This is a genomic window from Mycobacterium sp. SMC-11, assembly GCF_046250095.1.
GTDB classification, from domain to species: Bacteria; Actinomycetota; Actinomycetes; order Mycobacteriales; family Mycobacteriaceae; genus Mycobacterium; species Mycobacterium heraklionense_A.
Window position 1 is genome coordinate 278,440 of sequence record NZ_CP176430.1, and the last position, 14,801, is coordinate 293,240.

The 14,801-nt window shown below is 67.6% G+C and carries 12 protein-coding genes and 1 tRNA gene; 5 read left to right on the top strand and 8 right to left on the bottom strand.

The window, feature by feature from the left end:
* The first annotated feature begins 25 nt into the window (after positions 1-25).
* Positions 26-1,696, top strand: coding sequence for a long-chain-fatty-acid--CoA ligase FadD2 (fadD2, locus tag ACKY0X_RS01315; protein ID WP_409427993.1), 1,671 nt, complete (start codon positions 26-28; stop codon positions 1,694-1,696).
* 22 nt (positions 1,697-1,718) lie between these two features.
* Here fadD2 and ACKY0X_RS01320 read toward each other — a convergent pair whose 3' ends face one another.
* The 4 genes from ACKY0X_RS01320 to ACKY0X_RS01335 form a co-directional block, all read right to left on the bottom strand.
* Positions 1,719-2,759 (bottom strand): TQO small subunit DoxD, encoded by a 1,041-nt coding sequence (locus ACKY0X_RS01320; protein ID WP_409427994.1) that lies wholly within the window; start codon positions 2,757-2,759, stop codon positions 1,719-1,721.
* A 130-nt stretch (positions 2,760-2,889) separates the two neighbouring features.
* Positions 2,890-5,088 (bottom strand): acyl-CoA dehydrogenase, encoded by a 2,199-nt coding sequence (locus ACKY0X_RS01325; RefSeq protein WP_409427995.1) that lies wholly within the window; start codon positions 5,086-5,088, stop codon positions 2,890-2,892.
* Between the two features lie 57 nt (positions 5,089-5,145).
* The gene (locus tag ACKY0X_RS01330; RefSeq protein ID WP_409427996.1) at positions 5,146-6,093 is read right to left on the bottom strand and encodes a 2-hydroxyacid dehydrogenase; all 948 of its coding nucleotides are present in this window, start codon (positions 6,091-6,093) and stop codon (positions 5,146-5,148) included.
* Between the two features lie 2 nt (positions 6,094-6,095).
* Positions 6,096-6,737: a TetR/AcrR family transcriptional regulator gene (locus tag ACKY0X_RS01335; RefSeq protein ID WP_409427997.1), complete on the bottom strand. Its 642-nt coding sequence runs from the start codon at positions 6,735-6,737 to the stop codon at positions 6,096-6,098.
* Between the two features lie 91 nt (positions 6,738-6,828).
* Here ACKY0X_RS01335 and ACKY0X_RS01340 point away from each other — a divergent pair, with 91 nt between their 5' ends.
* Positions 6,829-7,404, top strand: coding sequence for a VOC family protein (locus ACKY0X_RS01340; protein ID WP_409427998.1), 576 nt, complete (start codon positions 6,829-6,831; stop codon positions 7,402-7,404).
* A gap of 8 nt (positions 7,405-7,412) precedes the next feature.
* Here ACKY0X_RS01340 and ACKY0X_RS01345 read toward each other — a convergent pair whose 3' ends face one another.
* From ACKY0X_RS01345 to ACKY0X_RS01360, 4 genes are all read right to left on the bottom strand, one after another.
* Positions 7,413-8,396, bottom strand: a complete 984-nt coding sequence (locus tag ACKY0X_RS01345; protein ID WP_409427999.1) for an FUSC family protein — start codon at positions 8,394-8,396, stop codon at positions 7,413-7,415.
* Between the two features lie 26 nt (positions 8,397-8,422).
* Positions 8,423-10,219 carry a selenocysteine-specific translation elongation factor gene (gene selB / locus ACKY0X_RS01350; protein ID WP_409428000.1) on the bottom strand — a complete coding sequence of 599 codons (1,797 nt, stop codon included), beginning with the start codon at positions 10,217-10,219 and terminating at the stop codon, positions 8,423-8,425.
* A gap of 12 nt (positions 10,220-10,231) precedes the next feature.
* Positions 10,232-11,539: an L-seryl-tRNA(Sec) selenium transferase gene (selA, locus tag ACKY0X_RS01355; RefSeq protein WP_409428001.1), complete on the bottom strand. Its 1,308-nt coding sequence runs from the start codon at positions 11,537-11,539 to the stop codon at positions 10,232-10,234.
* Positions 11,540-11,562: 23 nt separating this feature from the next.
* Positions 11,563-11,657, bottom strand: a tRNA-Sec gene (locus ACKY0X_RS01360).
* Between the two features lie 105 nt (positions 11,658-11,762).
* Between ACKY0X_RS01360 and ACKY0X_RS01365 the strand changes: the two genes are divergently transcribed.
* The 3 genes from ACKY0X_RS01365 to selD are packed head-to-tail and all read left to right on the top strand — an operon-like array spanning position 11,763 to position 14,781.
* Complete coding sequence (locus ACKY0X_RS01365) at positions 11,763-12,668, top strand: metal-dependent hydrolase (protein ID WP_409428002.1); 906 nt, start codon at positions 11,763-11,765, stop codon at positions 12,666-12,668.
* On the top strand, positions 12,665-13,804 hold the full coding sequence (locus tag ACKY0X_RS01370) for a PDR/VanB family oxidoreductase (protein WP_409428003.1): 1,140 nt from the start codon (positions 12,665-12,667) through the stop codon (positions 13,802-13,804). Before ACKY0X_RS01365 ends, ACKY0X_RS01370 begins: the two co-directional genes overlap by 4 nt.
* Positions 13,801-14,781, top strand: a complete 981-nt coding sequence (selD, locus tag ACKY0X_RS01375; RefSeq protein WP_409428004.1) for a selenide, water dikinase SelD — start codon at positions 13,801-13,803, stop codon at positions 14,779-14,781. Before ACKY0X_RS01370 ends, selD begins: the two co-directional genes overlap by 4 nt.
* Positions 14,782-14,801: the final 20 nt, after the last annotated feature.

A 14,801-nucleotide genomic window follows, 5' to 3' on the forward strand; every position in this document is an offset into this window, starting at 1 on the left:
GATCTGCGTCACATAAGGTTGTCCCATGGCTAAGCTCACTGACCTGCCCAGTCAGGCTGCGAACAAGCTCGGTCGCTATCTCGAACGCGGTGGCGCCGAGTTGCATTACCTGCGCAAGATCCTGCAGTCCGGCGCGTTGAAGCTGGAGTCCCCACGGGTCATCGCCAGTGCACTCGCCGACGGAGCGCGCTGGGGCGAGCTGGGGATGATTCCCGCGCTGAACGCCCGTCGTAACCCGAACGGCGTCGCCGTGATCGACGACGACGGCAGCATCACGTTCAAGGAGTTGGACGACGCTGTCAACGCGGTGGCCAACGGCCTGCTCGCGATGGGCGTGCGTGGCGGTGACGGCGTGGCGATCCTGGCACGCAACCATCGCTGGTTCCTGATCGCCAACTACGGCTGTGCCCGGGTCGGCGCGCGGCTGATCCTGCTGAACAGCGAATTCTCCGGCCCGCAGATCAAGGACGTCTCCGAACGCGAAGGCGCCAAGCTGATCATCTACGACGACGAATACACCGCCGCCGTGGCGCAGGCCGAACCGACGCTGGGCAAGTTGCGGGCCCTGGGCGTCAACCCGGATACCGAGGAGCCTTCGGGAAGCACCGACGAGACGCTGGCGCAGCTGATCGCGCGCAGCAGCAAGGCGCCCGCCCCCAAGATCACCAAGCACGCCTCGATCATCATCCTGACCTCCGGCACCACCGGTACCCCCAAGGGCGCCAACCGCAGTACACCGCCCACGCTCGCGCCGATCGGCGGCATCCTGTCGCACGTTCCGTTCCGTGCCGGTGAAGTGACGTCCTTGCCGTCGCCGATGTTCCACGCGCTGGGCTATCTGCACGGCACCCTGGCCATGTTCTTCGGCTCGACGCTGGTGCTGCGGCGCCGCTTCAAGCCGGCCACCGTGCTGGAGGACCTGGAAAAGCACAAGGTGACCGGCATGGTCGTCGTCCCGGTCATGTTGTCCCGGATCCTCGACCAGCTGGAGAAGACCAGTCCCAAGCCGGACCTGTCGAGCCTGCGGATCGTGTTCGTCTCCGGGTCGCAGCTCGGTGCCGAGTTGGCGACGCGGGCCATGAAGGACCTGGGGCCGGTCATCTACAACATGTACGGCTCCACCGAGGTCGCGTTTGCCACCATCGCGGGTCCCGCCGACCTGCAGCACAACGCCGCGACGGTGGGGCCGGTGGTCAAGGGCGTCAAGGTCAAGATCCTCGACGACAACGGCAACGAACTGCCGCGGGGTCAGGTCGGGCGGATCTTCGTCGGCAACTTCTTCCCGTTCGAGGGCTACACCGGTGGCGGCGGCAAGCAGATCATCGACGGCCTGCTGTCCTCGGGCGACGTCGGCTACTTCGACGAGCGCGGCCTGCTCTACGTCAGCGGCCGCGACGACGAGATGATCGTCTCCGGCGGCGAGAACGTCTTCCCTGCCGAAGTCGAGGACTTGATCAGCGGACACCCCGACGTGATCGAGGCGACCGCCTTGGGCGTCGAGGACAAGGAGTGGGGCGCACGGCTGCGGGCCTTCGTGGTGCGCAAGGAAGGCTCCAGCGTCGACGAGGACACGATCAAGGTCTACGTCAAAGAGCACCTGGCGCGTTACAAGGTGCCCCGGGAGGTGGTCTTCCTCGAGGAGCTGCCGCGTAATCCCACCGGCAAGATCCTCAAGCGCGAACTCCGCGACCTGTAGGGCGCGCGCCTTCCGCGTTCGCTCAGGAGACGGTTTCGATCTTCCGCTTCCAGGTGGCGCCGCTGATATCGGTGAGGACGAGCGTGTAGGAATGCGCGCCGTCCCACCGTGTCGGCCCGGTGTCGATGGTCAGCTGTGCTTTGGCGCCCAGCGGGACGATCAGGCTGTGCGCACCGGGTTTCACCTTGGCCACGTAGCGGTTGGCGATCGCCGCCTCGGGCAGTCGGCTCAGCTGCGCACCGTCCAGTTGCACGACGGTATTGCCGGCGGTGTCGTCGACGACGCTGACGCCGATCAGGAATGAGCCGTAGACGTCCGCGCCTTCGGTTCGGTAGAGCTGGAATTGCAGGCTGTTGCCGGCGATCCGGGCTTCGGAGACCTCGATTTTCGGCGCGACCGACTTATTGTGTAGCGGGCCGTACACCCCGCCGTGGAACTGTTGGTTGGTGAACAATGCCAACGCCAGAATGACCAGCGAACCGACGAGCGCCGCTGGCGTTTTGACGGTGACCGCGCCGGACGTGAGCCAGTTGAGCCACGTTCGCTGTGCGAGCCGCGGATACCTCGCGGACAGGACACGATCCACCGAATAGCGTCCGCCGCCGCTCAAGAACAGCATGAATCCGCTGGCCACGCCCAGGATGCCGATCTGCCACTCGTCGAGGCAGGTGGTGCCCAGCCAGCCGGCGCTGACCAGGATGCCGAACGCCAACCCCAGCACGGCCAAGCTCATGATCCTGGTGAACAAGCCGATGATCACGCAGATCCCGACGATGCCTTCCACGATGGTGAACACCGTCATGGCCACGGCGAGCAGGCCGGGATGGGTCAGGAGATGTTCGATGATCGGGCCGATGCCAAGCGCATTCGGGAGAAAGTGGTTGAACTTCTCGCCGACATAGCCAGGGACGTCCGGATTCAACTTGTCTTCGAGGCCGACTCGTCTCCAGAAGGCAGAGAAGTATGTCCAGCCGATGACCAGGCGGACGGGCAGTGCGAAAAGTGCGGCGGTATTGAACTGGTGTTCGGGGATCTTGGTTTCGTCAGCAGCGTCAGCGGTCACGTAGCAGTCCTGAGGCAGTCGGTCCTGGTGATCTCGCCGCCATGCTAGCAGCGCAATCCCCTTGCGCCGAGCAGACGCGAAAGCCCCCAAATTCCAGTAGATTTGGGGGCTTTCACGACTTCTCGCGGAACTACGGATCGCGGGGGAGGCCCAGCAGACGCTCGGCGATGATGTTGAGTTGGACCTCCGAGGTGCCGCCGTAGATGGTGGTGGCGCGGCTCATCAACAGGTACTCGGCCCACTTGCCGGGCAGCTGCTCCCGGTCGCCGATCGCGGCATCACCGGCGAACGTGCCCACCGCGAACTCGGCGTAGCCCTGCCCGGTGCGCATCGACAGCAGCTTGGAGACCGCCGCTGCCGGCATCGGGTCCTTGCCCGCCAGGGTCAGCAGCGTCGAGCGCAGGTTGAGCAGCTTGGCGGCGTGCCCTTCGGCGATCAACTGGCCGGCCCGGCGCTGTTCGCCGCCATCGAACTGGCCATCCCGGATGAACTCCACGAAGCCGTCGAGGCTTGCCAGGAACGGCATCTCGGAACCGCCGATGGACACCCGCTCAGCCGTCAGCGTGTTACGGCTGACCTCCCAGCCGCGGTTCACCTCGCCGAGCACCAACTCGTCCGGGATGAACACGTCGTCAATGAACACTGTGTTGAACATCGCCCCGCCGGTGAGTTCACGCAGCGGGCTGACCGTCACGCCCTCGGCCTTCATGTCCAGCAGGAAGTAGGTGATGCCGTCATGTTTCGGGGCGCTCGAGTCGGTCCTGGCCAGCAGGGCTCCCCACGAGGAGAACTGCGCGGCCGACGTCCAGATCTTCTGGCCGCTGATCCGCCAGCCGCCGTCGACCTTGGTTGCCTTGGTGGTCAGGCTGGCCAGGTCTGAACCGGCGCCGGGCTCGGAAAACAGTTGGCACCAGATCATTTCGCCCCGGAACGTGGCGGGCAGGAAACGTTGCTTCTGCTCTTCTGTGCCGAACGCCACGATCGACGGGATCAGCCACGCGGCGATACCCATCGCCTGGCGACGCACCCGACCGGTGGAGAATTCCTGTTCGATGATGATCTGTTCGATCGGCTCGGCGGCCCGACCCCACGGCTTCGGCAGGTAGGGCAACACCCAGCCGCCCTCGGCGATCGCGACCGTGCGCTCGTCGTGCGCCATGGCCTTGAGGGCAGCGACCTCGGCCCGGATCTCAGCGCGCAGCTTCTCGGTGTCTGGGTCCAGGTCGATGTCGATCTTGCGCATCCCACCGGCGGTGGCGGTGTCGACCACCCGTTGGGGGTAGGCGGAACGGGAGCCGAAGGAAGCCGCCAGAATCAGCGCCCGCCGGTAGTACACGCCCGCGTCGTGCTCCCAGGTGAAGCCGATTCCGCCGTGCACCTGGATGCAGTCCTGGGTGCAGTGCTGCGCGGCGCTGGGCGCCAGGGTGGCCGCCACGGCCGTCGCGAACTGGACCGTCGAACCCGCAGCCTCCCAACCATTTTCGTTCGCCTCGTCGATTGCGCGGGCGGCGTCCCACACCGCGGCGGTGGCCCGCTCGGTGTCGGCGATCATCTCCGCACACTTGTGCTTGATGGCCTGGAACTGGCCGATCGGCCGGCCGAACTGCTCGCGGATCTTGGCGTAATCCGCCGCGGTGTCGGTGGCCCAGCGTGCCACCCCGACCGCCTCCGCAGACAGCAGCGTCGAGATCAGCGCGTGTGCACGCGCCGGCGGGAGGTCACCCAGCACCGCAGCGTTGTCGACCTCCACGCCGTCGGCACGCACATGGGCGATCGGGCGCAGCGGGTCCACGCTTGCCACCGGCTCGATCTCGAGCTGGTCGGCGCGCAGCACCACCCACACCTCGGCGCCGTCGACCGCCACGGGGGCTACCAGCAGCGACGCTTCAGCAGCGGCTGCGACGGCACGGGCCTCACCGCGGATCACCAGGCCCGACCCCGCGGCGGTGCCGGTCAGCCCCGGATTGATCGTGTAGCTGGCGATCACCTCTCCGCTGGCCAGCCCGCTCAGCTCGGCGGCGGACGGATTGTTTGCGGCGATCAGGGCGCTGGCGATTGCCGACGGCACAAACGGTCCGGGCACTGCCCCGTAGCCGAACTCGGCGAGCACCACCGCCAGTTCCAGGATTCCGAAACCCTGGCCGCCGGCATCCTCGGCCAGATGCACACCCGCCAAGCCTTGCTCGGCGGCCGCCCGCCAATACGGCGGCGGGTTCTGGATCGGGGTGTCCATCGCGGCGTGCAGCATCTCGGATGGCACGGCGCGGGCCACGAAGGATCGCACGGAATCGGCGAGGTCCTGGTGCTCAGAAGTGATCGCTATCGGCATTGATGACGCCTTTCGGTGTGTACGTGTAGTGAATCTAACAACCAGTCGGTTGGTTTACTACGGTCGGTTGACGACATGGGTCAACGGCTGCCCGTCGCGCAGCCGGCGGCAGTTGTCGACGGCGGCAGTCAGGTAACGCCGCATGGTGTCGGCGGTGTACCAACTGACATGCGGGGTCAGCACCACGTTCTCCAACCCGAGCAGTGGATTGTCGGCGGTCACCGGCTCGACGGCGAACACGTCGAGCCCGGCCCCGGCCAGCCGCCCGCCGCGTAGCGCGTCGGCCAGCGCGGCTTCGTCGACGATCGGTCCGCGCGCGGTGTTGATTAGCACCGCATCGGGTTTCATGCGCGCCAGGGCAGCCCGATCGATCAGGCATTCGGTGGCGTCGGTTAGCGGAACGTGCAGCGAGACGATGTCCGAGGCGGCCAGCAGTTCGGGCAGGGACCGCCAGTCGGGTGTGCCGTCGTCGCGGGTGCTGGTGTGCAGCACCTGCGCGCCCATGGCGGCCACGATCCCGGCCACTCGCTGGGCGATGCTGCCGAAGCCGACCAAGCCGACGGTGCAGCCTCCGATGTCGCGGCAGCGCTCGCCGAGATCGGGGTCGGTCGGCCAACCACGAACCTCGCGGGTGGCGCGATCCAGCGGCAGCAGTCGGCGCAGCACGGCGAGCATCAGCAGCACGGCGCCCTCGGCGACCGACGCGGCATTGGCACCGGGCATATTGGCCACCGCGATGCCGCGCTGGGTTGCGACGTCGACGTCAATGGTGTTGATGCCGACGCCGAACTTGTGCACCAGTTGAAGCCGAGGCCCGCTGCGCAGGTCGTCGCCCGAGAGCGGTCGCAGCACGTGCCAGAGCACTTCAGCGTCGGCCAGTTCGCGGCGGAACGTGACGTCGTCGTCGGCGGCGCACCACCGGATGTCCAGCCAATCAGACTCGGGTGCAACGAATTCCTCGACCTTAGGACCAGGAATAAAGTGCGCCAGGACTCTCAACGCCATGCTCAGGGATTCTCCTCGGTGTAGATAGCCCGATAGAACACGTTGGCCAGCGTGCGAATACACGCTGCGTCGTCGGGACCGTCGTCGTCGCGGGGCGTGGCCAGCTGGACATAACAGAACTGGTTGAGCATCGACACGATCGCCACCGCGAGCAGCGCCGGGTCGTCATTCGTGCAATACCCCTCGGCTTGGGCGCGCTTCACCGTTTCGGTGATGTGGCCGACGGGAACCGCGCAGATCTCCGCCCAATACCGGGCGAAGTCGTCGTTGACCATCGCCAACTGGGAGACGCCGACCATCTCGGCCAACCGGTTGCGGTAGGTGTACCAATGCGCGGCCGTGGCCTGCTCGATCCGTTCGCGGTTGGTCAGCCCGTGCCGCACCATGCTGGATGCGCGCTCGCCGGCCTCGTCGCGGAAGCGCAGCGCCCATTCGCGGACCATCGCCTCTTTGGAGTCGTAGTAGTTGTAGAACGATGCTGCCGATCGACCTGCCTCGGCCGCGATGTCGGCGATGGTGGCCGCCAGCACTCCCTTGCGGGCGATCACCGCGCGTGCCGCGGCATCGATCGCGGCTTGGGTGCGTCGACCCCGGTGGGTGGGCAACGGGTCGCGGTGGCCGGGCTGCTCGGGGCTGGTCGACACCGGAACGCACTTCCTGTCTTGGTAGGGCTGGATCAAACCTGAATCTGATGTTAGATTCAGTTTCAGATCTTGACCAGAGGAGTGTCCGCCCATGATCAAGCCGCACGGCGTCAACACCGAATTTGAAATCAGCGGGATCAACCACGTTGCGATGGTGTGCTCCGACATGGAACGCACCGTCGATTTCTACAGCAACACCCTGGGCATGCCCCTGATCAAGTCGCTGGATCTGCCCGCGGGCATCGGTCAGCACTTCTTCTTCGATGCCGGAAACGGCGACTGCGTGGCCTTTTTCTGGTTCCGCGATGCCCCGGATCGGGTGCCCGGTATCTCCTCGCCGGCGGCCATCCCCGGAATCGGCGAGATCACCAGCGCCGTCAGCACGCTCAACCACCTGGCCTTCCATGTGCCGGCGGACAAGTTCGACGCCTACCGTCAGCGGCTGAAGGAAAAAGGCGTGCGAGTCGGCCCGGTCCTCAACCACGACGAGTCCGAGTGGCAGGCGAGCCCGACGTTGCACCCGGGGGTGTATGTCCGCTCCTTCTACTTCCAGGACCCCGACGGCATCACGCTGGAATTCGCCTGCTGGACCAAGGAATTCACCGGCGACGAAGAGCACGTCACGCCCAGGACGGCAGCTGACCGGCGGGTTCCGGCCAGCACCTAACTACTGCGTCATTGCGGCGCGAGGCCGATCACGCGGTCGAGTTCGTCGATGCAGGTGTCGATGGCGGCGGCCAGCAACGCCGCATTGCTGGACCGTGCGACCACCAGGTGACTGCGGGCCGCCGTCGTGTGCGCCGTCGCGGCAGCGGGCTCGTCATGGGTGAGGGCAGCGGCCGCCGTGGCAAGCTCGCCGACTGCTTGCTGGACCGGTGCGTCGAGCGGTTCGGCGGTCCCGATGATGGTGCGTGCCAGTTGCACGACGGACGTGGCCAGCAGGGACAGTTGCGCGGCCTGCTGGTCGGCGGTGCGGGTCGCGGTCCGCAGCGACCAGCGAAGCGGGCATACTCGCGCCAACTGTTCGGCGGTACCGCGCGCTTCGGTCAGGCGTGCCAGACGGTCGTGCAGCGCAGCCGCGACTGACAGCATCCAGTCGGAATCGCCGGTGCGGCAATGCGTCTGAGTGAGGATGTCGTGCACGGATGCCAAGACTTCGATTCGGGCATCGGCCAGGACAGCTACCGGGTTTCTGGGGAAGATCACGATGCTGAAGATCGCCGCGATCCCGCCGCCGACCAGTGCGTCGAACAGCCTCTCCGTTCCGATACCGCTGTGCGGCAGCGCCAACACCAGGATGGCCGAGATGACCGTCTGGTTGACGAACATGGGACGGTGCTGCAGGAAACCTCGCCCGATCAGCAACGCGGCAGACAGCGCGACCAGGACGACCACGGTCATCGCGATCGGTCCGGTGCCCAGCAGCATGTTTACCAAGCTGCCTATTCCGATTCCCAGGCCCACCCCGACCACCATCTCGGCTGCGAGCTGGGCGCGGACCACGTTCGTCGCCCACATGCACACCGCGGCAGCGATCGGCGCGAAGAACGGGGCGGTATGGCCGAGCACGTCGCGGGCCAAGTACCAAGCCATGCCCGCGGCGAGCGCGGTCTGCAGGATCGCCCATAGGGTGGCTCGCAGTCGCGACGTGCCGATCATGGTGATAGCAAACCGTATGTCGCCGATCAGCGCACCACTTCCCGGTGGACCGAATCGATCCGGCGGGTCCAGCCGCGCGCATCGAGATATTCCAGCAAGGGGATCGCCACCCGTCGGGTGGTGTTCAGCGCCTGCTTGGCTTGCGTGGCGGTGAAAGGCTGTGTCAGCGCTGCTAATTCACGCATCGCTAACGCCGGAGCAGTCGGCAGCAGCACCAGATTCTCGGCCAGGCGTAACAGCCGCCCGACGCGTTCGGCAGCCGCCAGCTCCCGTATCCCCAGGTGCAGCGCGGCCAGATCGTCGGCTTCCGGGGCGTGAAACGGCGATGCCGCCAGCCGAGACTCCAACTCGGCGATCGCGTCCTCGACAGGGCCGAGATCACCATGGCCGTCCGGCAACCGAATCAATCCGCCATGTTGTTCCAGCCCCGCGGCGTTTACCAGTTCGTCAAGCAGTGCGAGATCGGGTAGCGCGAGCAGATCGGCCGCCGCGCCCCGGGACAGCCCGGCGGACAGCGGATCGCGCTCCCGCAGTTCACCCGCGGCGCTCCGCAGCCGGTCCCGCCACGCCTCATGTGCCGCGGCGTGCACCCACCAGCCGCCGATCACCGTCACCTCCGGCGGGACCGGGGGGAGCTCGTACCCAAGCAACTGCAGTTGGCGTGGCGCCACCGCACCGCGGCGGGCCACCTCGGCCAGGACCCGGCCGGCCTGGTCGGTCGGATCGGTGCCGGCCAGCTCGTCGGCTCGCCGGGCCGCGTCACCGCGTCGCCGCAAGGCAGGCGGATCGGCGTCGAGCACCACCACCCCGCCCAGCACTCGACGGCCCCCCGGGTCGCGCAGTACCAGACGATCCGAAAACATCAGCGGCAGCGGGCTTTCCAAAGTGATTCGGGCATGCTGTGCATCCAGGACTCGCAGCCGGGCGGGCACCGCGGCCGTGCCCAGGTGCACCACGAGTCGCTCGGGTGCCTCGGGCAGGGGGCAACCGGTGCGGTGTCGAACGTCGACCACGGTGGTGGTCAGCCACGCATCGGAGCTGACCAGGGCGTCCCCGCGGCGCACCTCGCCAGACGACACCCCGCGCAGATTGACCGCCACCCGCGCCATGGGGCGCAGTGCCGAATGCGTCTCGCCGCAACTCTGCAGCCCGCGGATCACCACCGCACGCGCATGCCCACGATCCAGCACCTGCAGGTGATCGCCGGTGGCCAACGCGCCCGCGGTCAGGGTGCCGGTGACCACCGTCCCGGCCCCGGTGATGGTGAACGAGCGGTCCACCCACAACCGAACACGCCCCGTGCTCGAAGGCTCCGGGATCTCGGCCAGCAGGTCGTCGAGCGCAGCACGCAGTGCGTCCAGGCCCGTACCGTTCAGCGCGGACACGGCGACGAGTGGGGCGTCAGCCAGACCCGTCTGGGCCAGTTCGGTGCGGACCTGTTCGGACACCTCGGCGACACGTTGATCGCCGGCCCGGTCGATGCGGGTCAGCACCACCAGTCCGTGCGTAATGCCTAGGGCCGCAATGGCGTCGCGGTGATCATTGGACTGCGCGCGCCAGCCCTCGTCGGCGGCGACCACGAAGCACACCACCGAAGCCGGTCCCAGGCCGGCCAAGGTGTTGGGTAGAAACCGTTCGTGACCCGGGACATCGACGAAAGCCACTCGCCGGCCCGATGGCAGTGCGGTCCAGGCGAAACCCAGGTCGATGGTGAGTCCGCGTCGGCGCTCCTCGGCCCAACGATCGGGTTCCATCCCGGTGAGCGCCCGCACCAGGGTGGACTTGCCGTGGTCGACGTGGCCGGCGGTGGCTATAACAAACATGGACAAACACGCTCACCCGATCCGGTCGAGTGCAGCCCGCACCGCGGCCAGCAGCCGTCCGTCGTCGGTTTCCGGCACGCAGCGCAGATCGATCAGGCAGGCGCCGTCGTGCACTCGGGGCAGCACCGCGGGATCGCCGGTGCGCAGCGCGGCGGCCGCCGCTTCGGGCAGCCGGACCGCCCAGCCCGGCAGCGGAACTCCCGGAGCGCCGCCGCCGCCGACGCGGCCGTCGTGGACGACGACGGTGGCGCCGACCGCGGCTGCCAGTCGGTCGGCGCGCGCATGCAACTGGTCGGGGTCGGCGTGTAGCGCTCGGGTCACCGGGGCGGCGGCACCGGACACGGTGGCTTCGAGGGCGGCCAGGGTGAGTTTGTCGGCGCGAACCGCGCGGGCCAACGGGTGTCGAGCGAGCTGGGCGATGATCGCGGTCCGGCCCAGCACGAGTCCGGCCTGCGGCCCGCCGAGCAGCTTGTCGCCGCTGGCGGTCACGATATCGGCGCCGTCGGCAAGCGTGGTCGCCGCATCCGGTTCGTCGGGTAACAGCGGATCGGGGGACAGCAGTCCGCTGCCCAGATCAGCTACCAAGGCCACCTCGTGTTCGGTTGCCAGTGGCCGTAATTGCGCCAACCCCACCGATGCCGTGAACCCGTGCACGGCGAAATTGCTGGGATGCACCTTGAGGATGCAGCCGGTCGCGGGCCCGATGGCCTCGGCGTAATCGCGCAGGTGGGTGCGGTTGGTGGTGCCGACCTCCCGCAGCCTCGCCCCGGTGGAGGCGATCAGGTCCGGGAGACGGAAGCCGGCCCCGATCTCGATCAGCTCGCCCCGGCTGACCACCACCTCTCGGCCGGCGGCCAGGGCTGTGGTGGCCAGCACCAGGGCGGCGGCACCGTTGTTGACCACCAGCGCGTCCTCGGCGGCCGGGCAGACGGCCAGCAGCGCGGCCCGGGCCGCGACCCCCCGCTTGGAGCGTGCGCCGGTGGCCAGGTCCAGCTCGACGTCGACGTAGCCGCTGGCCGCCACCAGCGCCTCGACCGCCGCGGCTGACAGCGGCGCCCGGCCCAGGTTGGTGTGCACCACCACTCCGGTGGCGTTGAGGACCGGCCGCAACGTCGTCCCCCTCTGGCCGGAAAGGCTTTCTAGCACAGCGCTTTCGACTTGTTCCGGTGCCAGATCGCCGCGTCGCGCTCGATCCTGGGCGTCACGTACCAAACCGCGGACCACATGCTCGCCCAGCCGGGCACGGGCCGCGCGAACCGGAGGCAGCATCAACAGCGCATCGGTACGCGGAATGGCACGGCGCGGATCGGCGTCGGTCACGGCTCCTCCTGGCGATACGCAGCTGGCGGAGGCGGACGGGAATCGAACCCGCCAGGCCGAGCTACTCGGCCTCACCGGTTTTGAAGACCGGGGAACCCACCAGGACTCAGACGCCTCCGCTGATCAACCTAAACCTTCAGCGATTTCGGCGCGGTAATGACCGCTCAGCGGAGAAAAACGCGCCGAAATCGTGGGTAGCATGACCCCGAAGGAGGCCGTGATCATGACGAGCCAAACAAAGCCTGCGGTGGGCGGGCACATCTACGAGCCGGCCGGCGTGGAGATCCACGCCCGCAATGTCGAGTTCGACTGGTCACAGACCCCGCTGCACTGGATCAAAGACGAGCCGGTGGCCTCCGATGTGGTGAGCATCCTGCACCTGATCCTGCCCGAGGGCGAGCGGTGGTTCTGCGAGGTTTTCAACGAGGCGCTGCCGTATGTCAAAGACGAAGATCTGGCGCGGGCCATGCGCGGCTTCATCGGCCAGGAGGCCATGCACGCCGAGTCCCACGACAAGGCGGTGACCGAGTTCCTGGAAGCGCGTGGCGTCGACACCGGGCCCATCCTGCGGCAGTTCGAGTACTTGTTCCGCAAGCTGCTGGCGCCGCGCAGCCAGCGGTTCGCCCGCACCCGATACAACGACATGGTGCAGCGGCTGTGGCTGATCGCCGCGATCGAGCACTACACCGCGATCCTGGGCGACTTCGTGCTGAACTGCGCGTGGGACGACTACGACGTGGACCCGACGATGGCCGACATCTGCCGCTGGCACGGTGCCGAGGAGATCGAACATCGCTGCGTGGCACACGATGTGGCGAACTATTTTCACCCCGGCTACCTGAACCGGTGCCGTGCGATGGTGGTCAGCCTGGCCTACCTGGTGTTGATGATTCACCGGGCGATCGGCTTCATGTGCCGCTCCGATGACACCATCAGCCATTCCTATTTCTGGTTGTGGCGGCAGTACTTGCGCGGGTCGCGGCGCAACATCCTGCCCCAGCTGCGGCAGGTGCTCAAATACACCGTCGTCTATTTCAAACCGTCGTTCGACCCGGCGTCGATCGGCTCCACCGCGCAGGCCGTCGCCTACATGGCGACGTCGCCGGCAGCACGCAGGGCGCGGCGTTGACGACGTCGGGACACGACGCGGGATCACGATTTCGGCCGCTGGGCGAGATCCCGACCGACGTTCCGCCGCAGCTGTACGGGCGGTGGCGCCACGACCCCCTGTTGCGGGTCTCGAATCTGCTGGCCAAGATCGCGTTCCCGGCGTTCAGCGTGTTGATGCGGCGCTGGAAGCTGGCCGAGCCTGATCGCACGCGCGAGTTACGGGTGGCCCGGCGTGAGATCGTGGCGCACGACAAAGACGTGGTCGCGCTGACCCTGGTGGCCACCGACGGCAAGCCGCTGACCCGCTGGACACCCGGTGCGCATCTGGACCTGCTGCTGCCCTCGGGCAAGATGCGGGAGTACTCGCTGTGTGGAGATCCCGCCGACTCCGACAGCTACCGCATCGCGGTGCGCCGTATCCCCGACGGCGGCGGCGGGTCGATCGAGGTGCACGACACGTTGCAGCCCGGCGCCACGGTCACGATCAAGGGGCCCCGCAACGGCATGCCGATGGCCGTTCCCGGTTTTGGATCGCCGGCCCAGCGTCTCCGCTTCGTCGCCGGCGGTATCGGGATCACACCGATCCTGCCGATGATGCGCGCCGCTGAGCGCCTGGGTCTGGACTGGTCGATGATCTACACCGGCCGCTCGGCCGACACCATCCCGTTCATCGATGAGGTGCAACAGTTCGGCGACAAGGTGGCCGTACGCACCGACGACGCGCACGGGCTCCCGACCGCCGCCGACTTGATCGGCGACGCGCCGGTGCCGACGGCGCTGTACGCGTGTGGTCCGCCGGCCATGCTTGAGGTGCTCCGTCAGGGGCTGATCGGCCGTACCGATGTCGAGCTGCACTATGAACGGTTCTCTGCCCCACCAGTTCTCGACGGCAAACCGTTCACCGTCACCCTCGCCAAGAGCGACACCACCGTTGCCGTCGGCGCCGAGCAGACCGCGTTGGCCGCGATCTTGCAGGTCCAGCCCGCCACCCCCTATTCGTGCAAACAGGGATTCTGTGGCACCTGCCGGGTGCGGGTGCTCGGCGGGAAGGTCGACCATCGAGATCAGACCCTGACCGATACCGAACGTGCCGACGGAGACATGCTGATCTGCATCTCCCGCGCGGCCGGCGACCACCTGATCATTGACGCATGACCGAACTGCGATTGACCGGCTACGCGCACGGCGGCGGCTGCGCGTGCAAGATTCCCCCCGGCGAGCTGGAGGAGGCGGTGCGCGGCCTGACCGGACAGTCCGGCGAGAACGTTCTGGTCGGTCTCGACGACGGCGACGACGCCGCGGCCGTGCTGGTGCGCGACGACCTCGCGGTGCTGTCCACCGCGGACTTCTTCACCCCCGTCGTCGACGACGCCTACGACTGGGGCCGGATCGCTGCCGCCAATGCGCTCTCGGACATCTATGCGATGGGCGGACGCCCGGTGGTCGCGATCAATCTGGTCGGGTGGCCGCGGGAAACGCTGCCCCTGGAGTTGATGACGGAGGTGCTGCGCGGCGGTCTGGCGGTGGCGCAGCAGGCGGGCTGCCCGGTGATCGGCGGCCATTCCATCGACGACCCCGAGCCCAAGTACGGCATGGCGGTCACCGGGGTGGCCGACCCGAACAAGTTGCTGCGCAACGACGCCGCGCAGCCTGGCCTACCGCTGACCTTGACCAAGCCCTTGGGGGTGGGGCTGCTCAACAACCGGCACAAGCGCACCGGCGAGGTGTTCGACGACGCGATCGTGACCATGGTCGGACTCAACCGCGACGCCGCCGAAGCCGCACTGTCGCTCGGGGTGCGGGCGGCCACCGACGTCACCGGTTTCGGGCTGCTCGGCCATCTGTACAAGATGTGCCGTGCGTCGGGGGTGGGCGCGGTGCTCGACCGATCTGCGGTGCCGATGATCGCCGGCGCACACGAAGCGCTGCGCGATGGCTACGTCTCCGGTGGCACGCGCCGCAACCTGGATTGGGTGCGTCCGCACCTGCGCCCCGGCCCCGGGGTCACCGAGGACGACCTGCTGCTGCTGGCCGACGCCCAGACCTCCGGGGGCCTGCTGGTCGTCGGAGAGCTGCCCGGCCACCCGGTGATCGGACATACCGTGGCGGGCAGCGGAATTGACGTCGTGTGAGCTGGAACTCTGATAGGTTC